Genomic DNA, 19,296 nt, shown 5'->3' with positions numbered 1-19,296 from the left:
TCCGAAGGACGCGCCACGCCGCCCGCTCCATGGCCACCGCACAGGCCTCCCGGGCATGATGGTTCGAATGAAGACGCGAACCCCCGCAGGTGCCCTGATCACCTGGGCCCTGACCAGGACCGTGCTGCTGCTGTGCGTCTTCAAGGTCGTCGTCGTGCCGGGACCCGACGTCACGAGCGACGTGTCGGTGATCTACCACGGCTGGTTCGACGTCCTGCGGACCGGGACGTTCCCGCTGGACGACGTCACCTGGCAGTACCCGCCGGCCGCCGCGGTCGCGATCCTCTCCCCCGCGCTGCTGCCGTTCCTGGAGTACGCCTCGGCCTTCTTCGTCCTCGCGTTCCTCGCCGACGCGGCCGTCTTCCTGATGCTCCTGTACGTCGCCGAGCGGCAGGGCAAGTCGCGGCGCGGCGTGTGGGTGTGGGTGGCGGGCCTGCCGCTGCTCGGGCAGACGGTGTACGCGCGCTACGACGTGATGGTCACCGCCGTCGCGGTCGCGGCGCTGCTCGCGATGGCCCGGCACCCGAAGGCCGCGGGCGTGCTGGCCGCGATCGCCGCGATGCTCAAGGTGTGGCCGGTACTGCTCCTGCTGGGCACCCGGCGCGGGCGCGCGACGCGTGAGGCGTGGGGGTCCGCGGCCATGACCGCGGGCGGGCTCGCGCTCGCGTTCGTCATCGCGATGCCGGGCTCGTTCGCGTTCCTGACCTTCCAGAAGGACCGGGGCACGGAGGTCGAGTCGCTGGGCTCGCTCGTCTTCCACGTGGCGCGGCAGTTCGGCTGGTCGGGCACGGTGCAGCTGAACTACGGATCGGTCGAGTTCCTCGGTCCGGGCGTCGCTGTCGTCAGCGCCCTCGCGCAGGGACTGACGGTGCTCGCGCTCGGCTGGCTGGTGCTGTGGCGGTTCAAGGCGCGCGCGTGGAGCTCCGCCACGCTCGCGGACGCGGCCCTGACGGCGGTGCTGCTCTTCACGACGACGAGCCGGGTGATCAGCCCCCAGTACATGCTGTGGCTGGTCGGTCTCGCGGCCGTCTGCCTGCTCTTCCGCGACAGCCGGATGACGCTGCCCGTGTGGCTGGTGCTGGCGGCGACGCTCGTGACGTTCCTCGAGTTCCCGATCTGGTTCTCGCACGTGGTGGCCAGCGACACCCTCGGCCTGACGCTGCTGCTGGTGCGCAACGGCCTCCTCGTCGTCGCCACCCTCAGCGCCTGCCACCGCCTGTGGCGGGCCACGGTGACCGAGCCGCGCCTGGCCGGGGCGACCCCGGTGCCCGCTCAGGCCGCCCGCGACCACTCGGTGCCGGCCTCCTCCTGAACCGCGGCCCGCCGCGCCATGGCCACCAGGCATCCGCACTGCACCGCCATGGCCGCACCCATCGCCGCGCACACCCCGGCAAGGCCCCACAGCCCCGACAGCCAGTAGGCGCACGGCAGTTGGAGCACCGTGCCCAGCAGGGTCACCCGCGCCGCCCGCGGCGCTCCCCCGCTGCCCTCGAAGACCCCGCCGAGCGCGATGAAGCCCGCCAGCAGGATCAGATACGGGCCCACGCCCCGCAGGAACAGCACGCCCTCCGCGGCCACCTCGGGCGGCGCCCCGAAGGCCCGCATCAGCCAGGGCGCGAGAGCCAGGAAGAGCAGGGCGGCGACCAGGCCCACCGACCCGGCGACCAGCATCGACTGCCGCCCGATGGCCCGCCGCTCGTCGTGGCCCGCGCCCCTGCGCTGTGCGGTGTGGATGGCGGCCGCCTGCCGGACCGCGTAGAACGCCATCGTCGCGACGTAGAGCACCTTGTACGCGACGGCGTACGCGGCGACGGCCGTCACCCCGAGCCGCGCCACGACGGCGACGAGGGCGAGCGCGCCCGTCTGCCGCACGGTGAAGTCGACGGCCATGGGCAGCCCGGTGCGCAGGGTGCGTCGCACGGCGGCCACAGTGCCGCACGACGGCTCGACTCCCCTGCCCAGTACGGGATTTCGCCGCACCACCCACAGGCTCACGCCGAGCGCGACCGAGCGGGCCGTCACCGTCGCGACGGCGGCGCCCACCACTCCGTACGCATGGATGAGCAGCGGGTCGAGGACGAGGATCAGTCCGTTCGCGAGCAGGGCGAGGCGCATCGGGGTGCGGGTGTCGCCCGCGCCCTTGAGGATTCCGTCGACCAGCTGCTGCACGAAGAAGACGGACAGGCCGGGCATCGAGACGCCGAAGTACGCGACGGCGAGCCGCAGCGCCCCCGCGTCGCCGCCCCCGAGCACGAGCCGCGCGACGCCTTCCCGCGCCAGCCACCCGCCCACCGCGACCACGGGCACGACGAGCGCGCACAGTCCCCACCCGCCGCGCACCGCCGCCCGCACGGCGGCCGGGTCCTCGGCGCCCCGCGCGTGCGCGACCAGGACGGTGGTGCCGGAGCCGAAGACGAGGGCGACGCCGAGCAGCACGTTCTCGACGTTCGTGGCGACGGCCACGGCGGCGACGGCGTCGCCCCCGAGCCGGGCCACCCAGACCGTGTTGATGATCCCGGCCGCCACGGAGGCGAGCAGCGAGAAGTAGACGGGCCGCGCGAGCCCGACGAGTGTCCTGCGATGGTCCCTGCCGTCCACGGCGACCCCTTCCCCCTACCTCTTTTCGAGGTATCCAGTACCTCGAAAAGAGGTACCATGACGGAAGTCGGCCCGCAACCGCCCGCCATCCGCCCCCAGGAGCCCGCATGCTGGAGCTGCCGATCCTCGGCTTCCTCTACGAACAGCCGCTGCACGGCTATGAGTTGAAGGAGCGCATCAAGGCGCTCAGCGGCCACGTCCGCCCGGTCAGCGACGGCGCGCTCTACCCGGCGATCAACCGCCTCGTCGCGGCAGGCCGGCTCGACGAGCGCTCGGCGGCCGGGACCGCGGCGGCCCGGCGCCGGGTCCTGTCCCTCACGAACAGCGGCCGCGCGGCCCTCCTCGACCGCCTCCGGGCGCCGAAGGACATCGAGATCACCGACGGCACGCGGTTCAACACGCTGCTGGCGTTCCTGCGCCACCTCCCCGACCCCGCCGAGCAGGCCGCGGTGCTCCGCCGCCGCCTGGACTTCCTGGAGACGCCCGCGAGCTTCTTCTACGACGCGGAAGGCAGGCCGGTGCGCGCCGAGGAACCCGAGGACCTGTTCCGCCGGGGCATGCTGCGGGTGGCGCGGGCGACGGGCCGGGCGGAGAAGCAGTGGCTACGCGAGTCACTGGCCGAACTGACGCCCTGATCAACCCAGTTGGGCCGGGTTCGGCTCAGCCCAGTTCGGCGCGTACGTACGCCCGCCAGCGCGCCACGAAGTCCTGCTCGTCGATCCCGAGCACGCTCAGCAGCGCACCCTCGACCGCCCCCGACCGCTGCTTGTGCCCGCCGACCGCGACGTAGAACGAGTTGAGCTTCGCCTCGCTCCACTGCTCGGCGATCATCCGGCACGCCAGCCAGCCGCTCTCGTACGCCCGCGCGAGCTTGGATGCGTCGCCGCTGAAGCCGAAGTCCGCGTCCTCGGGCAGCGTGGCGGGCGCGCTGCCGTCCTGCACCGAGCGCTGCAGCTCGGGGGCCGCCTGGGCGGGCGTGCGGCCCGCGTTCCGGTACCCGGTCCAGTCCGCGTACCCCTCCGACAGCCACAGCGGCGTCGCCGCCGACGTCACCGCCCGGGTGGCCACGTGCGCCGTCTCATGGGTGAGCACGACCTGCTTGCCGAAGGCGCCGAGCACGCCGTACGCCTCGGGGTTGAGGATCACGCGGTCCGCGGGCGCCGCGCCCGAGCCGCCCGCCTCGCCGGTCGTGACGGCCGCGATCCCCTGGTAGCCGGAGGCGGGAGCCCCCAGCAACTGCCCCATTCCGTCGAGGGACTTGGGCACCAGGACGACGACCTTGCGCGCCCAGTCCTTGCCCCAGGCGTCCTCCACCGCGGGCACCGCGTCGTCGGCGATGTCGGCGTATCCCCGCAGCACGTTGCGCTGCTGTCCGACGCCGAGCACCAGGCTGTGCGCGCCCTTCACCGCGGTGATCCTCCCCTGCTCCCACAGCTGCCGCCCGGACTTCTTCGCGGGCTCGTCGGCGATCACCTGCCAGCGCCCGTCCTCGCGCCGCAGCGTCAGGGTCCGCGCGGCGACCACGGGCGCCTGGTCGTACCCGTCGACGCGGTAGCGCAGCTCGACGTCGGCGCTCACCCGCGAGCCGGACCCGTCGAGGCGGGTCAGCCGGTACGCCCAGGAGTCCAGCGGGACCTCGGCGAGATCGAGCAGGAGATAGGGGTCGGCCCCGCCGGTCGCCTCGTACGCGGCACTGTCGTGGCCGAGGACGGCGGCCGCCCGGCGGTCCAGGACCTGCTGCACGGCGGCCGACCGGGAGTCGGGGGGCGGCGCCTGCCCGCCGGATCCGCACCCGGACACGACGGCGAGCAGGGCGCCAAGTGCCACGAAGCACCCGCCCCTGTTCCTGTTGCTCACACGCCGTCGACCAGCCATCTTTCCGATCGTACGACGTCGGGCACGGCCCGTCGCAGGAGTCAGACGCGGGTGACCGAGGAGACCGGCATCATGCCGACCGGGTCGTAGCGGACCGGGGCGCCGGGGTAGGGCGCGTGGATCACCTGGCCGTTGCCCGCGTAGATGCCGATGTGATGGGCGTCGGAGCCGTACGCGACCAGGTCGCCGGGCTGCGCGGCGGAGAGCGGCACCTGCTGGCCCGCGTACCGCTGGGCCTGCGAGGTGCGCGGCAGGCCGACCCCGGCCTGCGCGTACGACCACTGCATCAGGCCCGAACAGTCGAACCCCGAGGGGCCGTTGGCGCCCCAGATGTACGGCCTGCCGAGCGCCGACTGGGCGGCGGCGAGGGCGGTCGCGGCACGGGCCGAGGAGGCGGCGCCCGCGCCGGACAGGTCGGGGCGGCTGCTGGAGCGCGAGGCCCGCTCGAACGCCGCGCGCTCGGTGGCCGGCAGCGAGTTGAGCAGCTGCCGCGCCTTCGCCAGCTTCGACTCGACGCTGCGCTTGTGCCGGGCGACGGCCTTGCGGCTGCGCTCCAGCTCGGCGAGCTTGCGCTGCGCCTCGGCCCGCACCTGCGCCAAGTCCCGCTGGGCGCTCTGCAGTTCGGCGAGGTCACCGGCCTGCCGGGCGCCGATCCGGTCGAGCGCGCTGGCCTTGTCGAGATAGGCGTCCGGGTCGGAGGAGAACATCAGGGCGAGCGAGGGGTCCATGCCGCCCGAGCGGTACTGGGCGCCGGCCACCATGCCGAGCGCCTGGCGCATCCTGTTGATCCGCTCCTGCCCGCGGGCCACCTGGTCCTGCGACGCGGACAGCTCCTTGCGGAGCTTGTCGGCCCGCTCGTCGGCCTGGTTGAACGACTCGGTGGCCTTCTCCGCCTGCTCGTAGAGGCGGTCGACCTCGGCCTTGGTGTCCGCGGGCCTGTCGTGCGGCGCGGCGCCCGCAGGGGCGGCGCCGAGGGCTGCCGCCGCGCCCGCTGCAGCCACGGTCAGGACGGTCACGCGCGTGCTGCGGTCCAGCCCCGGGTGCGCGGTACGACGATGGGATCCCACGGGTGTTGCTGCTCCTTCCGCGTCGGCCCGCCCTGCGGAATGCGCGCCGACCTGGACGCCCGCCCGGCATCACCGGGCTCCGGCCTGCCGTCCCGCTGCGCGGGTCGGCTTCCGGCGGGTTCCTGCTTCACGGGCCCCGCCGGAACCGGAACTCCGGTCCTGCGTCGGGCCTCCACAGGCGTCACTTTCCGCCCGTCCGGCGGTAGGTCCACGGCCGGTCGACCACGGACAGCGCGGAAGCTATCACGCGGTGCAGCCGTCGCCGGGGTGCCACGGAAGCCGCACGCCCCGGCATCGACGCAGGTCGATGCCGGGGCGTGAAGTCAGCGGGAAGTGCCGGAATTCGCCCGAACGGGCGCGTTTCCAGAGGCCGTCAGTCCTTTGGTACGAGGATCGGACGCGGGACCGGACGCAGCGCCGGATCAGGCGACGCGGACGCCGTACATGAACGATCCGATCGTGCTCATCGACTCGTAGCGGACGCTGGCGCCGGGGTGCGGGGCGTGCAGCACCTGGCCGTTGCCCGCGTACAGGCCCACGTGCGCAAGGCTGTTGAAGAAGACGAGGTCACCGGGCTGGAGCTGGCTCATGCCGATGTGGGTGCCGTCGCCCTGCTGCGTGTACGTGGTCCGGGTTATGGAGACACCGGCCTGTCCGTACGCCCACTGGGTCAGGCCCGAGCAGTCGTAGGAGTTGGGGCCCGTGCCGCCGGAGACGTACGGCTTGCCTATCTGGGTGGCGGCGGCGCTCAGGGCCGCTCCCGCGCGCCCGGAGCCCTTGATGTTGCCGAGGTCGACACGGCCGGCGGAGGAGCGGCTGGCGCGCGCGTCGGCGTCGGCCATCTTCTGCCGCTCGGCGGCGGTCAGCGTGTTGAGCAGCTTCTGCGCCTCGCCGAGCTTGCTCTGGACTTCCTTCTTCTTCTTGCCGAGCTGGGTGCGGGTCTCGGCGAGGTCCTTGAGCTTGTCGGAGGCCTCGGCGCGCTCCTGGGCGAGCGTGCGCTGCTTCTCCTGGACCTTCTTGAGCGACTCGAGCTGCTGCGCGGAGAGCGAGTCGAGCGTGGACGCCTTGTCGAGGTAGTCGTCCGGGTCTGAGGAGAGGAAGAGCTGGACGGAGGGGTCGATGCCGCCGGAGCGGTACTGCTGGCTGGCGAGCGAACCGAGGCCCGTACGCAGCTCGTTGAGGTCCTCCTGGCCGCGGGCGACCTTGTCCTGGAGCTCGCCGATCTCCTTCTCGAGCTTCTTCTGCTTCTCCTTGGCCCCGTTGTAGAGGTCGGTGGCCTTCTCCGCCTCTTCGTAGAGCTTGTCGACCTTGGACTTGACCTCGCTCTTGGTCGGCTTGGGGGCCGCGTTCGCGGCCTGCGAGGTGAGTGCCACGGCAGCGGCGGCGGTCGCGGTGAGCACGGTCACACGCGTGCGGCTCGGCTGCTTGGGTCGACGGTGGGACGCCACGAAGGCGAGCTCCTTCTTCCTCCAGCCGCCCACAGAACGCCGTTGGGCGGTGCCCCTCCACCGTCACTCACCTCATGTGAGTGATCACCCGAGCGGAGGTTCGAGGCCCGACCCTAGTGACCTTCTTGTGATCAGTTCAAATCCTGACGAGAAAAATCTCGGTCACCGAGTGCATTCTTTGCACTCAACTCACGTGCAGTGATGCTCGTTTGACACTACGTTGCGTGAAGGTTTCGCCAATTCGGGCAAACGGAACGGAACTTCCGGAGCGTCCCTCAACGGATCTCAACCCCGCGAAAGCCGCTTCAGCAACATGACGGACGCAACCGGACGCGCCCCCGCCTTCGCGACACCGTCGGCCACTTCCCGGTCGGTCGAGACCACGATCACCGGCCGGCCCGGCGGCTCGGCCCGCACCAGCTGGCGAATCAATTCGTCAGCGGTGACGCCCGCCTTGGAGAACAGGACCCTGACCCCGCGCGGCGGCGCGAGCAGCACCGGCGCGGCCAGCTCGGCCCCGTCGAAGACACAGGTCACCTCGGCCCCGGTCTGCGCGGCGAGCTGCGAGAGCGACCCCAGCAGCCTGAGCCGCTGCTTCTCCAGCGGCATCGTCGGATACCCGGTCTTCGTCACGTTGTAGCCGTCGACGACGAGATGGGCCTGCGGCAGCGCGAGCAACTGGTCGAGGATCGCCGGGTCGTGCTCGTGCAGGGCGCGCGCCGCGATGTCCTTGGGCGTCATCCGGCCCGGCTCGACGGCGTCCACGGAGTCCGCGGGCCGCTGCGACACCGGCGGCAACGCCAGCTCCCTGCGCAGCCCCTGGGCCGCGTCCAGGACGGTGTCGAGCAGCAGCCGCACGCGCATGTCCTCGACGCTGCGCCCTTCGCGGGCCGCCCGGCGCGACGCCTCGAGGGCCGCCTCGACCTCGCCGAGCCGCGCTTTCAGCCGCCGCGACTCGCTCTCGGCGGCTGACACCTGGATCTGCTGCTCACTGCGTACGGTCTCGGTCTCGGCCTGCGCCTTGCGCACGGCGGCCTCGCCGCGCTTCACGTCACTGAGGGCGGCCCGCAGCTTGCGGTGCACGGACTCGGCCTCGCGCTTGGCGGCGTCCAGTTCGGCCCGCAACCGCTCCGTCTCGGCCTTGGCCTGGGCCCGCGCCTCGGCCAGCCGGTCGCGCAGCGACTCCAGCTCGGCCCGGGTCTCCTCGTCGGCCCGCTCGGCGTCGGCCCGCTGGGCCTCCTCACCGGCGGCGGCGACCAGCTTCACCCAGCCGACGGGCCGCAGCACGTACGCGGCGGCGGCCACGTCCAGCGGATCGGCGGCGGGCGGCGGCGACCCGGCGTCAAGCGCGGCGGCCAACTCCGGCTGCGCCTCCCGGAACCGCTCGGCGATCCGCTGCCGGAACAGCGTCTCGCTCTCCACGGCGGCGGCCATGGCGTTCCCGGCGAACTTCACGCGCCGAGTCGGAGTAAAGCGCGCATATTGCCGCAATTGGGGCGGCAGTTCACCGACGGTCAGACCGCCGAAGCCGTCCGACACGATCTGCACGACCCGCCGCCGTACGCCTTCGGGCAACGGCCGGTCGAGCACCTCGGCGGCGGCGGCCTCATCGGCTTTCCCGGCCTCCCCGCCCGTGCTCTCCACCATCCGTCACCCCAAAGTCGCTGTGGGGCCCGCTCCCTCAGGAGTCGGTGCCCGGCCTGTCCACCAGTTCCACCTGGTCCACCGCGTTGCACCAGCGGCAGCGGACCGACTCGATGGTCTCACTGACCACGTTGCGTTCCTCGACGTTCGGCTCACCGGCCAGGTCGAGGTGGACGTACTCGACGACCTTCGAGGAGCGCGTCACGTCGAACCGCGTCAGATTGCCGCACAGGGTGCAGCGCCAGCGGGTGGTGGCGGTCGGCAGGGGAACCGTCATCGAACTGCGCCTCTTCCATAGCTTGCTGTATTGCCCGTAACCCTACGGCCTGCCGTGCGCCGCCCGCTCCCCGCCTTGCGTCATGCTCTCTGCCATGATCGGCAACGGGCGCGACGCGACCGGAAAACTCGGAAAAGTGACCGCTTTCCTCAGGGGCCACCCGGCCCCGGTCACGTACGGAATCATCGCCGTCTGCTGCGTGGTCTTCGTGCTCTCCCCCGCCTCCGGTCTGAACCCGACGTACGGCACGGGCGACCGGCTGCTCGCCGCCCAGAGCGCCTACTTCCAGCGCTGGGGCGTGGTCCCCACCGAACTCTTCACCGGATCCCCCCGCGCCGCGCTCGCCCCGCTCACGGCCCTGTTCGTGCACGGCAGCTGGATCCACCTGCTGGGCAACATGCTCTTCCTGTACGTGTTCGGGGCGATGGTCGAGGAGCGCATGGGTCACCTCCCGTACGCGGTCTTCTACCTCGTCACCGGCTACCTGGCGCTCTTCGGCTACGCGCTCGCGCACACCGGCTCGGACCAGTCGCTGGTCGGCGCCTCGGGTGCGATCTCGGCGGTCCTCGGCGCCTTCCTCTACCTGTTCCCCGATGCCCGCGTGACGAGCGTCTTCCCCTTCCTCTTCTTCCTGCCGCTGCGCTTCCCCGCGTGGGTCGTGCTCCCGTTCTGGGTGGCCCTGCAGTGGGCCGCGGCGGGCCAGGACAGCCAGGGCCCCGGCGTCGCCTACCTCGCCCACCTGGTCGGCTTCTCGCTCGGCTTCCTCTACGCGTGGGTGAGGTACAAGGGGCGGGCTAAGGTTGAGCCAGCCCCAGCCACGGCCACCGAGGGAGACAGCCAGCCGTGATCACCGCGATCGTGCTCATCAAGACCAGCGTGGACCGGATCCCCGAGATCGCCGAGTCGATCGCGGCCCTGGACAGCGTCAGCGAGGTCTTCTCCGTCACCGGCACGTACGACTTGATCGCCATGGTCCGCGTCGCGCGGCACGACGATCTGGCGGACGTCATCCCGGGCAAGATCAGCAAGATCCCGGGCGTCGAGGCGACGGACACGCACGTGGCCTTCCGTACGTACTCCCAGCACGACCTGGAGGCGGCGTTCGCGATCGGCCTGGACGGCTAGGGCGTGTCACGGAAAAGCCGCGGCCGCGAGTGCTCAGAACCGAGCAGACGCGACCGCGGCATTTCTATGAGCGCACCTTACGAAGCCGGAACACAACGCCCGTCCTCAGTGCGGTAGTTCCAGGCGGCGCCATCGCGCACCAGTTCCTTCACCGCGGCCACGAAACGCTCCACGTGCTCATCGGGCGTACCGGCCCCGAAGCTGACCCGGATCGCGTTCAGCGACTTCTCCCCCGGTGCCGCCTCCGGCGCCCCGCACTCGCCCTGCGTCTGCGGGTCCGAGCCGAGCAGGGTGCGCACGAGCGGGTGGGCGCAGAACAGGCCGTCCCGCACGCCGATCCCGTACTCGGCGGAGAGCGCGGCGGCGAAGTGCGAGGAGTTCCACCCCTCGACCACGAACGAGATGACGCCGACGCGCGGGGAGTCGTCCCCGAACAGCGAGAGCACCTTCACCTCGGGCACCTCGGCGAGCCCGTCCCGCACCTTCCGGATCAGGAACCGCTCGCGCGCGACGAGGTTGTCGAACCCGGCCTCGGTCAGCGCCTTGCAGGCGGAGGCGATGGAGTAGACGCCGATGACGTTCGGCGAACCGGCCTCGTGGCGGGCGGCGGTGTCGTGCCACTCGACGTCCACGCCACCGTCGCCGCGGCGGGCGACCTTGCGGGACGCGCCACCGCCGGCGAGGTACGGCTCGGCCTCGGTCAGCCAGTCGGAGCGCCCGGCGAGCACGCCGGATCCGAACGGGGCGTACAGCTTGTGCCCGGAGAACGCGACCCAGTCGACGTCCAACTCCTGGACGGAGACGGGGTGGTGGGGCGCGAGCTGAGCGGCGTCGAGCACGATGCGGGCACCGTGCGCGTGAGCGGCCGCCGCCAGCTCGCGCACCGGCCAGAGCTCACCGGTGACGTTGGAGGCACCGGTGACGCAGACGAGCGCGGGGCCGTAGGGGTCGCGGTCGGCGAGGGCCCGCTCCAGGGTCTGGACCGCCTCGTCGGGGGTGCGCGGCGCGTTGAGGTAGGTCACGCGGGCGTCCCGCCACGGCAGCAGCGACGCGTGGTGCTCGGTCTCGAAGACGAAGACCTGGCAGTCGGCGGGGAGCACGGCGGCGAGCAGGTTCAGCGAGTCCGTGGTCGACCGGGTGAAGATCACCTGGTCGTCCTCGCGGCAGTCGAGGAACTCGGCGACGGCGACACGGGAGTTCTCGAACAGATCGGTGGACAGCTGGGAGAGGTACCCGGCGCCGCGGTGCACGCTGCCGTAGTACGGGGCGTAGGCGGCGACGTCGTCCCACACGCGCTGCAGGGCCGGCGCACTGGCGGCGTAGTCGAGGGCCGCGTACGTCACTTCCCCACCGGTGACGAGCGGCACGGAGACGTCCCGGCCGAGCACGGCCAGCGGGGCGATCTCGGAAGGGGTCTCGATACAGGCAGCGGCGTCGACGGAGACAGACATGGGTGAACTCCCTGGTGAGTCAAGAGAATTGACCATGCCGAAGCCACGACTGAGCCTACGGAACAGGGCTCGACGGCATGGAAAGAAAAGAGGAAACGGGTACGCAGAGGCGGGGCCGAAACGCCCTATCGCATTCGCTTGCTCACGAGACTGCTCCCTTGAGGACCAGGACCCCAGGGTTGCAAGGGGTCCGCGCTTGCCATGAGCCTTGCTGCTCACGGCCTGGTCTTCACCCAGGGCACCCCGCCACGGACGGAGGGTTGCCGGACAGCGGGCTGGGGCCTCGATCGCTGTCACTCATGACCTTGAAGAGCATCCTGCCACACGTCTCGGATACGGCAAGGGCGCAGTCCAGTTCTTGAGACGTTCCGGACTGCGCCCTGCGTCACACTCAGCGGTTGCTGGCGACGACCCAGCGTTCGAGCGTGGCCTTGGCCGCCCCGGAGTCGATCGACTCGGCGGCCCGGTCCATGCCGGCCCTGATCTGCTCGGCGAGCGTCCCGCTGCCCGGCCGCACGGCGACGAGCGCGGCGGCGGAGTTGAGCAGCACGGCATCGCGCACGGGCCCGCGCTCCCCGTCGAGCAGCCGCCGGGCGACCTCGGCGTTGAACGACGGGTCCCCGCCCCGCAGCGCCTCGATGGACACCGGCTCGATGCCGACGTCCCGCGGGTCGAAGACCTCCTCGCGCACGGACCCGTCGCGCACGACCCACACCCGGGACGTCCCGGTGATGGTCAGCTCGTCGAGCCCGTCGTCGCCACGGAACACGAGCGAGGAATTGCCGCGCTCGGCGAAGACCCCGGCCACCACCGGCGCCATCCGGGCATCGGCGACCCCGACCGCCTGCGCCCGCACCCGGGCCGGATTGGTCAGCGGGCCGAGCAGGTTGAACACGGTCCGGATGCCGATCTGCCCGCGCGCCGCGCCCGCGTACCGCAGGGCGGGGTGGAACTTCACGGCGAAGCAGAAGGTGATGCCCGCCTCGTCCGCGACCTGGGGGACGCGGGCCGGCGTCAGATCGAGATTGACGCCCAGCTTCTCCAGTACGTCCGACGAGCCGGATGCGGAGGACGCGGCCCGGTTGCCGTGCTTGACCACCTTCACGCCGGCTCCCGCGATGACGATCGCGGACATGGTGGAGATGTTGACGGTCTTCGCGCCGTCGCCGCCGGTCCCGACGATGTCGACGGTCTCGCCGGGCACCTCGATCACATTGGCGTGCTCGTACATCGCACGTACGAGACCGGTGATCTCCTCCACGGTCTCGCCCTTGGCCCGCAGCGCCACCACGAAGGCGGCGATCTGCGCGTCGGTGGCCTCGCCGCGCATGATGCGGTCCATCGCCCACGCGGTGTCGTCGGCGCTCTGGTCACGGCCTTCCAGCAGGCCGTTGAGGACGGAGGGCCAGGAACGGCCCGCCGCGGTGTTGCCTCCTGCGGGGGTCAAAGCGCTCATGGCCGCTCCTGAAGTTGTCCGTAAGGATGGAACGGACCCACCTTATCCAGCGGTGGGGACGGCAAAGAGCCCCCGTCCAGTGCCTGGACGAGGGCTCCTGCCGTGGCGGACAGCTGACGGATCAGCCGATCAGGGATCAGTGGTGGCCGTGGCCGCTGGTGATCTCCTTGTACTCCTCGGCGGTGGGCTTGGGGATCTGGTTGTTCTCCCCGTAGTAGCCCTTCGAGAGCTTGGCGCGTGCCTTCTGCAGGCGCGACACCTTGCGCTCCACACCGTTCTCGTCGACCTCGGGGCCGAGCTCGAGCGGCTCGTACTGCTCGTGCGCCGTGAGGGTGTGCAGGGCCTCCTGGTTCAGCGGCTCGTGCACCTCGATGAACTCACCGTGCGGCAGGCGCTTGATGATGCCGGACTCGCGTCCGTGCAGCACCTTGTCCTTGTCGCGGCGCTGGAGGCCGAGGCAGATCCGCTTGGTGACGATGAAGACCACGACCGGCATCACGAAGAAGCTGATCCGGACGAACCAGGTGATCGCGTTGATCGACAGGTGGAAGTGCGTGGCCCACAGGTCGTTGCCACCACCGACCATGCACACGAAGTACCAGGAGATCCACGCGGCACCGAAGGCCGTACGCGTCGGGGCGTTGCGCGGGCGGTCCAGGATGTGGTGCTCGCGCTTGTCGCCGGTGACCCAGGCCTCGAGGAACGGGTAGACCGCGATGACGACCAGGACCAGCGGGAAGACCACGATCAGCGGGATGGCCACGCCCAGGGCGAGCGTGTGACCCCAGAAGTTGATCTCCCAGCCTGGCATCACACGGATCAGGCCCTCGGAGAAGCCCATGTACCAGTCGGGCTGGGCGCCGGTGGACACCTGGTCCGGACGGTACGGACCGATGGCCCAGATCGGGTTGATCGAGGCGATGGCCGCGATGACCGCGATGACACCGAAGACCAGGAAGAAGAAGCCTCCGGCCTTGGCCATGTAGACCGGCAGCAGCGGCATGCCGACGACGTTCTTCTCGGTCTTTCCGGCACCCGCGAACTGCGTGTGCTTGTGGTAGAAGACCAGGATCAGGTGCGCCGCCATCAGGCCGAGCATGATCCCCGGCAGCAGCAGGATGTGCACCGAGTAGAAGCGGGCCACGAAGTCGCCGCCCGGGAACTCGCCGCCGAACAGGAAGAACGACAGGTACGTTCCGACGATCGGCGTGGCCAGGACCGCGCCCTCCATGAAGCGGACACCGGTTCCGGAGAGCAGGTCGTCCGGGAGCGAGTAACCGGTGAAGCCGGTGAACATGCCGAGGACGAACAGCAGGAAGCCGAAGACCCAGTTGACCTCACGCGGCTTGCGGAACGCACCCGTGAAGAACACGCGCATCATGTGCACGAACATGCCGGCGAGGAAGATCAGCGCGGCCCAGTGGTGGATCTGCCGGATCAGCAGACCACCGCGCACATCGAAGGAGATGTGCATGGTCGAGTTGAACGCCTCGGACATCAGCTGTCCCTGCAGCGGGACGTAGCTGCCGTGGTACTCCACCTCGTTCATCGACGGGTGGAAGAACAGCGTCAGGTACACACCCGTGAGGATGATGATGATGAAGCTGTACATGCAGATCTCGCCGAGCATGAAGGACCAGTGGTCCGGAAAGATCTTGCGCATGTTGGACTTGGCCAGGGAGTAGATCCCCAGGCGTCCGTCCGCCCAGTCGGCGACGCGCTCGCCGGCCGGTGCCTTCTCGCGGGAAGGCGCTTCGTTGGTGGTCGTAGTACTCATCCGCGCTCCCAGAAGGCAGGACCGACGGGCTCAGCGAAGTCGCCCTGCGCCACGAGGAAGCCCTCGTCATCGACATCGATGTGCAGCTGCGGCAGTGCGTGACCGGCGGGACCGAAGATCACCCGCGCACCGTCGGAGAGGTCGAAGGTGGACTGGTGACAGGGGCAGAGCACGTGGTGCGTCTGCTGCTCGTACAGGGAGATCGGGCAACCGACGTGGGTGCAGATCTTCGAGTACGCGACCACACCCTCGTGCGACCACTCGAGTTCCTTCTTGTCCTTGATGTTGTCCGGCTGGATGCGGACGAGCATCAGGGCCGCCTTGGCCATGACCGTCTGGAAGTCCTCGTCGTGCTCCTCCAGGCCCTCGGGCTTGGCGAAGGTGAGCGAACCGACCGCGATGTCCGATGCACGCAGCGGCTCGTTCGTGTTCATGTTGACGAGCTTGAGGCCCTTCTTCCACGCCGTGTGGCGCAGCTTCGTGCCCGGCAGCGGGCCGAGGTCACGGAGAAGGACGACGCCGGACAGGGGCACCAGGGCGAGGGCGCCGAACATCGTGTTGCGGATCAGCTTGCGCCGACCGAACTGCGACTCGCGCGCACCGTCCGCGAAGTCGGCCAGAACCTTGGCCTTGACCTCGGGCTCGGCCTCGATCGGGTGGCGCTCCTGGGTGACCTCGACGTCGGACATCAGGGTGCGGGCCCAGTGGACCGCGCCCGCGCCGATGCAGAACAGGGCCACGCCGAGGGTCATGCCCAGCGCGAAGTTCAGCGCGCTGATGTGACCGAGCGGGAAGACGTAGATGCTCTTGTCGACGTCGAGCGTGACGTACGAGGCGATGAAGCCGACGGTGGCCAGCATCGAGATCGTGAAGAGCATCGCCACGACGCGCTCGGACCGCTTGGCGGCCCGCTCGTCGATGTCCTGGATCCGGTGCTCGTGCGGGGGCAGGCCCGGGTCGGCGAAGGGGTTGTCCTTCGCCGGTTCGACGGAACCGTGTCCGTCGCCCTGCTCGGCCGGCAGGTTCTCTTCTGGAATGTCTTGGCTACTCATGACTTCTTGGCCTTTGCGGTCCGAGCGGCGACCCAGATGGCGACGGCGACGAGGGCGCCGAGACCGAAGATCCAGGCGAACAGACCCTCGCTGACCGGGCCGAGCCCGCCCAGCTTGAGACCGCCAGGACTCTGCGTCTTGTCGCCGTTGACCGCGTCGAGGTACGCGATGATGTCCTTCTTGTTCTGCTTGGTCATCGTCGTGTCCGGGAAGGACGGCATGTTCTGCGGGCCGGTCTGCATGGCCTCGTAGATGTGCTTCGGGGCGACACCCTCGAGGCTCGGTGCGAACTTGCCGTGCGTCAGCGCGCCGCCTTCACCGGTGAAGTTGTGGCACTGCGCGCAGTTGGTGCGGAACAGCTCGCCACCCTTGGCGATGTCCGCGCCTTCCGGGCTGTAGTCCTCGGAGGTCGGCGCGACCGGACCGGCACCCAGCGAGGCGATGTACGCCGCGAGCTGGTCGATCTCGGTCTGCGTGTAGATGACCTTCTTGCGCGGGACCTGAGCGCCGGGCTGCTGGGCAGGCATGCGGCCGGTGCCGACCTGGAAGTCGACGGCGGCGGAGCCGACGCCCACGAGGCTCGGCCCGTCGGAGGTGCCCTGACCGCCGGTTCCGTGGCAGCTGGCGCAGCCTACGGCGAAGAGCTTCTTGCCCTCGTCAATAGCGAGGGACTGGGATGTTTCATCGGCCTGCGCCTTGCTCGCGGGCGCGAACGCGGCGTACAGCCCCCCGGTGGCCGCCAGCGCGAGGAGTAGGACGACGACCGCCGCCAGCGGATGGCGTCGTCGTGCGGAGAGCTTTTTCACGGATTACCCCGGTGTCAGGATCTTCTGCGTCGGTGCTGCGGGAATGTGTCGGGTTCTTCGCCCGGTGCTGCGCTCTTGCGAACTACTTGATCAGGTAGATCGTGGCGAAGAGGCCGATCCAGACGACGTCGACGAAGTGCCAGTAATAGGACACGACGATGGCGGCGGTCGCCTGCTCGTGGGTGAACTTCCGGGCTGCGTACGTCCTGCCGAGGACGAACAGGAAGGCGATGAGGCCGCCTGTCACGTGCATGCCGTGGAAGCCGGTAGTCAGGTAGAACACCGAGCCGTACGGGTCGGAGGAGAGCGAGAGCCCGTCCTTCTTGACCAGTTCGGTGTACTCGAAGACCTGACCGCCGATGAAGATCGCACCCATGATGAAGGTGACGATGAACCACATCCGGAGCTTCTTCACGTCCCCGCGCTCGGCGGCGAACACGCCGAGCTGACAGGTCAGGGAGGAGAGCACCAGGATCGTGGTGTTCGTCGCGGAGAACGGAAGGTTCAGGCTCGAGGCCATTTCCTTCCAGTGCTCCGGTCCCGTCACCGATCGCAGGGTGAAGTACATCGCGAAGAGGGCCGCGAAGAACATCAGCTCGGAACTCAGCCAGATGATGGTTCCGACGCTGGTGAGGTTCGGTCGATTGACCGACGGGTGCGCGTGCCCGGTTTCTACTGTCGTTGCTGTCGCCACGACCGACATTATGTCGGTCGCTTATCTCGCCCTCACTCCGGGGGGTGCCGTTCGGAGTGTCTGGGGGGTGTGTCCAGCCCATATGGCCCATCGGAGGCCTGTGCGAACCGGTGTTGACGGGGTGTCGGGAGGAGTAGGCTCCGCGCCAAGTACGCCTTAGGACACCCCAGATTGACGACGCCTCGGAGGAACGATGCAGTCGACCGCGACGGTTCTGGTCTACAGCGACGACGCCAACACGCGGGAGCAGGTGCGTCTCGCGACAGGCCGCAGGCCCGCGTCGGACGTTCCCGAGGTCCAGTTCATCGAGTGCGCCACCCTGCCCGCGGTCCTCAAGGAGCTGGACCGCGGCGGCATCGACGTCTGCGTGCTGGACGGCGAGGCGGTGCCCGCGGGCGGCATGGGCGTGTGCCGGCAGATCAAGGACGAGGTCTTCCGCTGCCCGCCGGTGCTGCTCCTGATCGGCCGCCCGCAGGACGCCTGGCTGGCCACGTGGAGCCGCGCCGAGGCCGCGGTGACGCTGCCGGTGGAGCCCGTCGAGTTCGCCGGCGCGCTGGCGGCCCTGCTGCGCACCCGACAGGCCGTCAGCGCCTGACCCACGAGGGCAGAACGAGCGACTCCCGTACGTCGGTGACGTACGGGAGTCGGAAGTCTCACACCTGACGGGCTCAGACCTCGGGGCTGAGCCGCGCCTGGCGCGCGGGATCGGGCTTGCCCGTGGTCGACAGGGCGCTGCCCTCGCTCCACTTCTTCTCGCTGAGGTTCCAGTCGCCGAACCCGTTGCCGAACGGGTCCATGTCCTCGCCGTAGCTGTTGACGACCTTGACGATGTCGCCGCGGCGGAACGTGTCGTAGAACCAGGCGGCGTTGTCGGTGCTCATGCCGGTGCAGCCGTGGCTGGTGTTCTCGTAGCCCTGGGAGCCCTCGGACCAGGGCGCGGCGTGCACGTACTCGCCGCTCCAGGTCACGCGCGTCGCGTAGTAGACCTCTTTGTCGTAGAAGTCGGAGGCGCCGATGCTGGCACTGGTCATGCGTACGGAGTACTCCTGGCCCAGCACGACCTTGACGCCGTTTCGGGTTTCGTAGCCGGGCTTGCCGGTGGTGACCGGGATGGAGTTGATCTCCTTGCCGTTGCGGTAGACCGTCATGTAGTGCGAGCCCGCGTCGGTGACGGCCTCCAGGCGGTCCCCGGTGGTGATGGTCAACGGCTTGCTCTCGCCGCCCCACAGGGCGTCGGTGATCTTGATGCCCTTGAGGTTGCTGCGCGCCGTGATGGTGGCGTTGGCCGGCCAGTACTTCTCGGGCCGGAAGTGCAGGGTCTTGCTGTCCACCCAGTACCAGGAGCCGCCGCTCGCGGCGGGCACGGACTCGACCTTCAGGGCGCGTTCGACGATGGCGCGGGCCTTCTCGTCCTTGACGGGCTTGTTGAGTTCGGCCGTGACGGGCTGGCCGACGCCGTACTTGCCGCCCTCCGGGCCGAAGGTGACCTTCAGGGCCTTTTCCTTGCTGGGGTTGCCCGTCTCGAAGCTGAGGACCTTGCGGCCGGGTGCGCCGTCCTCGTCCTCGGTGCTGACCCGGACCGTGTACTGGGCGTCAGCGGCCAGCGGGGACGTCGTGTGCCATCTCCTGCCGTCGGCGGAGAGTTCGCCCGCGACGTAGCGCCCCAGGGCGTCCGTCGCCGTGACGTCGGTGATGCGGCCCTCGTCGCCCTGCGCGGTGACTTCCAGGGGCTTGTCGGGATCCGCCTTCTTGGACCCGACGGGCCCGCTGAAGGAGATCTGGCTCGCCGCGTCGTACGGCTTGGCGGAGAGCGGGTGGCCGGAGCTGCCGCAGGCCGTGACGCCCGCACCGAGTGCGGCCACCAACAGGGTGCAGCCAAGAACCGTACGGATGCGCGGTGAGTGGTTCATGAACACACCGTAAGAAGGTTCGCCTCGTCCAGCGCGGTGAGTGAGCCGCACGGGGCATGGGCGGGGATGCCGAAGGGCCCGGACACTCCGTCAGGAGTGTCCGGGCCCTTCGGGTA

Annotated in this window: 18 protein-coding genes and 1 riboswitch; of the genes, 5 read left to right on the top strand and 13 right to left on the bottom strand. The window is 70.0% G+C overall.

Translation table 11 applies throughout. The features are described 5' to 3' along the window. Positions 1-67: 67 nt before the first annotated feature. The gene (locus ACIBUY_RS21600; protein ID WP_399153362.1) at positions 68-1,312 is read left to right on the top strand and encodes a glycosyltransferase 87 family protein; all 1,245 of its coding nucleotides are present in this window, start codon (positions 68-70) and stop codon (positions 1,310-1,312) included. Here ACIBUY_RS21600 and ACIBUY_RS21595 read toward each other — a convergent pair. Then, positions 1,273-2,598, bottom strand: coding sequence for an MATE family efflux transporter (locus ACIBUY_RS21595; protein ID WP_399153361.1), 1,326 nt, complete (start codon positions 2,596-2,598; stop codon positions 1,273-1,275). The two genes, ACIBUY_RS21600 and ACIBUY_RS21595, sit on opposite strands and share 40 nt — an antisense overlap. 107 nt (positions 2,599-2,705) lie before the next feature. On the opposite strand from ACIBUY_RS21595, the gene ACIBUY_RS21590 reads away from it, so the two are divergent. After that, positions 2,706-3,233 (top strand): PadR family transcriptional regulator, encoded by a 528-nt coding sequence (locus tag ACIBUY_RS21590; protein ID WP_399153360.1) that lies wholly within the window; start codon positions 2,706-2,708, stop codon positions 3,231-3,233. 25 nt (positions 3,234-3,258) lie between these two features. Here ACIBUY_RS21590 and ACIBUY_RS21585 read toward each other — a convergent pair whose 3' ends face one another. The 5 genes from ACIBUY_RS21585 to ACIBUY_RS21565 all read right to left on the bottom strand — a co-directional run bounded on the left by ACIBUY_RS21585 (position 3,259) and on the right by ACIBUY_RS21565 (position 8,909). Next, complete coding sequence (locus tag ACIBUY_RS21585) at positions 3,259-4,473, bottom strand: hypothetical protein (protein ID WP_399153359.1); 1,215 nt, start codon at positions 4,471-4,473, stop codon at positions 3,259-3,261. Positions 4,474-4,514: 41 nt separating this feature from the next. After that, the gene (locus ACIBUY_RS21580) at positions 4,515-5,540 is read right to left on the bottom strand and encodes an NlpC/P60 family protein (RefSeq protein WP_365564525.1); all 1,026 of its coding nucleotides are present in this window, start codon (positions 5,538-5,540) and stop codon (positions 4,515-4,517) included. 422 nt (positions 5,541-5,962) lie between these two features. Beyond that, complete coding sequence (locus ACIBUY_RS21575; RefSeq protein WP_365564528.1) at positions 5,963-6,988, bottom strand: NlpC/P60 family protein; 1,026 nt, start codon at positions 6,986-6,988, stop codon at positions 5,963-5,965. Positions 6,989-7,273: 285 nt separating this feature from the next. After that, a complete protein-coding gene (locus tag ACIBUY_RS21570; RefSeq protein WP_365564530.1) occupies positions 7,274-8,635 on the bottom strand; it encodes an NYN domain-containing protein in 1,362 nt (453 codons plus the stop codon). 34 nt (positions 8,636-8,669) lie between these two features. Then, positions 8,670-8,909: a hypothetical protein gene (locus ACIBUY_RS21565; protein ID WP_365564533.1), complete on the bottom strand. Its 240-nt coding sequence runs from the start codon at positions 8,907-8,909 to the stop codon at positions 8,670-8,672. A 94-nt stretch (positions 8,910-9,003) separates the two neighbouring features. On the opposite strand from ACIBUY_RS21565, the gene ACIBUY_RS21560 reads away from it, so the two are divergent. Both ACIBUY_RS21560 and ACIBUY_RS21555 read left to right on the top strand, forming a co-directional pair. Continuing rightward, a complete protein-coding gene (locus ACIBUY_RS21560; protein WP_365564535.1) occupies positions 9,004-9,756 on the top strand; it encodes a rhomboid family intramembrane serine protease in 753 nt (250 codons plus the stop codon). Beyond that, on the top strand, positions 9,753-10,034 hold the full coding sequence (locus ACIBUY_RS21555) for an Lrp/AsnC ligand binding domain-containing protein (RefSeq protein ID WP_365564538.1): 282 nt from the start codon (positions 9,753-9,755) through the stop codon (positions 10,032-10,034). Before ACIBUY_RS21560 ends, ACIBUY_RS21555 begins: the two co-directional genes overlap by 4 nt. A 77-nt stretch (positions 10,035-10,111) precedes the next feature. On the opposite strand, the gene ACIBUY_RS21550 is transcribed toward ACIBUY_RS21555, so the two are convergent. The 6 genes from ACIBUY_RS21550 to ACIBUY_RS21525 all read right to left on the bottom strand — a co-directional run bounded on the left by ACIBUY_RS21550 (position 10,112) and on the right by ACIBUY_RS21525 (position 17,279). Continuing rightward, positions 10,112-11,485: an aminotransferase class V-fold PLP-dependent enzyme gene (locus ACIBUY_RS21550; protein WP_399153358.1), complete on the bottom strand. Its 1,374-nt coding sequence runs from the start codon at positions 11,483-11,485 to the stop codon at positions 10,112-10,114. A 187-nt stretch (positions 11,486-11,672) separates the two neighbouring features. Next, positions 11,673-11,790, bottom strand: a riboswitch (SAM riboswitch). Positions 11,791-11,876: 86 nt separating this feature from the next. Then, complete coding sequence (gene trpD, locus ACIBUY_RS21545; protein WP_399153357.1) at positions 11,877-12,941, bottom strand: anthranilate phosphoribosyltransferase; 1,065 nt, start codon at positions 12,939-12,941, stop codon at positions 11,877-11,879. A 136-nt stretch (positions 12,942-13,077) separates the two neighbouring features. Then, entirely contained in the window at positions 13,078-14,718 is a 1,641-nt protein-coding gene (locus ACIBUY_RS21540) for a cytochrome bc complex cytochrome b subunit (RefSeq protein WP_365564547.1), read from the bottom strand. Continuing rightward, a complete protein-coding gene (locus ACIBUY_RS21535) occupies positions 14,715-15,770 on the bottom strand; it encodes a Rieske 2Fe-2S domain-containing protein (protein ID WP_365564550.1) in 1,056 nt (351 codons plus the stop codon). Before ACIBUY_RS21535 ends, ACIBUY_RS21540 begins: the two co-directional genes overlap by 4 nt. After that, positions 15,767-16,576 carry a c-type cytochrome gene (locus ACIBUY_RS21530; RefSeq protein WP_365564553.1) on the bottom strand — a complete coding sequence of 270 codons (810 nt, stop codon included), beginning with the start codon at positions 16,574-16,576 and terminating at the stop codon, positions 15,767-15,769. The genes ACIBUY_RS21535 and ACIBUY_RS21530 overlap by 4 nt, the downstream gene beginning before the upstream one ends. An 82-nt stretch (positions 16,577-16,658) precedes the next feature. After that, entirely contained in the window at positions 16,659-17,279 is a 621-nt protein-coding gene (locus ACIBUY_RS21525) for a heme-copper oxidase subunit III (protein WP_365564556.1), read from the bottom strand. A gap of 184 nt (positions 17,280-17,463) precedes the next feature. Between ACIBUY_RS21525 and ACIBUY_RS21520 the strand changes: the two genes are divergently transcribed. Next, a complete protein-coding gene (locus ACIBUY_RS21520; protein ID WP_399153356.1) occupies positions 17,464-17,865 on the top strand; it encodes a hypothetical protein in 402 nt (133 codons plus the stop codon). Positions 17,866-17,938: 73 nt separating this feature from the next. On the opposite strand, the gene ACIBUY_RS21515 is transcribed toward ACIBUY_RS21520, so the two are convergent. Next, positions 17,939-19,180: an Ig-like domain-containing protein gene (locus ACIBUY_RS21515; protein WP_365564562.1), complete on the bottom strand. Its 1,242-nt coding sequence runs from the start codon at positions 19,178-19,180 to the stop codon at positions 17,939-17,941. Positions 19,181-19,296: the final 116 nt, after the last annotated feature.

Source organism: Streptomyces sp. NPDC050085, from assembly GCF_044460595.1.
GTDB lineage: Bacteria > Actinomycetota > Actinomycetes > Streptomycetales > Streptomycetaceae > Streptomyces.
Note: the sequence above shows the minus strand (reverse complement) of the source record. Positions and strands in the feature narration are given on the sequence as shown.

What these genes read in the sequence shown, in the direction of transcription:
- ACIBUY_RS21585 (WP_399153359.1), bottom strand. Translation starts at nt 4,473, where the DNA reads ATGGCTGGTCGACGGCGTGTGAGCAACAGGAACAGGGGCGGGTGCTTC.
- ACIBUY_RS21590 (WP_399153360.1), top strand. Translation starts at nt 2,706, where the DNA reads ATGCTGGAGCTGCCGATCCTCGGCTTCCTCTACGAACAGCCGCTGCAC.
- ACIBUY_RS21535 (WP_365564550.1), bottom strand. Translation starts at nt 15,770, where the DNA reads ATGAGTAGCCAAGACATTCCAGAAGAGAACCTGCCGGCCGAGCAGGGC.
- ACIBUY_RS21600 (WP_399153362.1), top strand. Translation starts at nt 68, where the DNA reads ATGAAGACGCGAACCCCCGCAGGTGCCCTGATCACCTGGGCCCTGACC.
- trpD (WP_399153357.1), bottom strand. Translation starts at nt 12,941, where the DNA reads ATGAGCGCTTTGACCCCCGCAGGAGGCAACACCGCGGCGGGCCGTTCC.
- ACIBUY_RS21570 (WP_365564530.1), bottom strand. Translation starts at nt 8,635, where the DNA reads ATGGTGGAGAGCACGGGCGGGGAGGCCGGGAAAGCCGATGAGGCCGCC.
- ACIBUY_RS21520 (WP_399153356.1), top strand. Translation starts at nt 17,464, where the DNA reads ATGCAGTCGACCGCGACGGTTCTGGTCTACAGCGACGACGCCAACACG.
- ACIBUY_RS21565 (WP_365564533.1), bottom strand. Translation starts at nt 8,909, where the DNA reads ATGACGGTTCCCCTGCCGACCGCCACCACCCGCTGGCGCTGCACCCTG.
- ACIBUY_RS21560 (WP_365564535.1), top strand. Translation starts at nt 9,004, where the DNA reads ATGATCGGCAACGGGCGCGACGCGACCGGAAAACTCGGAAAAGTGACC.
- ACIBUY_RS21515 (WP_365564562.1), bottom strand. Translation starts at nt 19,180, where the DNA reads ATGAACCACTCACCGCGCATCCGTACGGTTCTTGGCTGCACCCTGTTG.
- ACIBUY_RS21540 (WP_365564547.1), bottom strand. Translation starts at nt 14,718, where the DNA reads ATGAGTACTACGACCACCAACGAAGCGCCTTCCCGCGAGAAGGCACCG.
- ACIBUY_RS21550 (WP_399153358.1), bottom strand. Translation starts at nt 11,485, where the DNA reads ATGTCTGTCTCCGTCGACGCCGCTGCCTGTATCGAGACCCCTTCCGAG.
- ACIBUY_RS21525 (WP_365564556.1), bottom strand. Translation starts at nt 17,279, where the DNA reads ATGTCGGTCGTGGCGACAGCAACGACAGTAGAAACCGGGCACGCGCAC.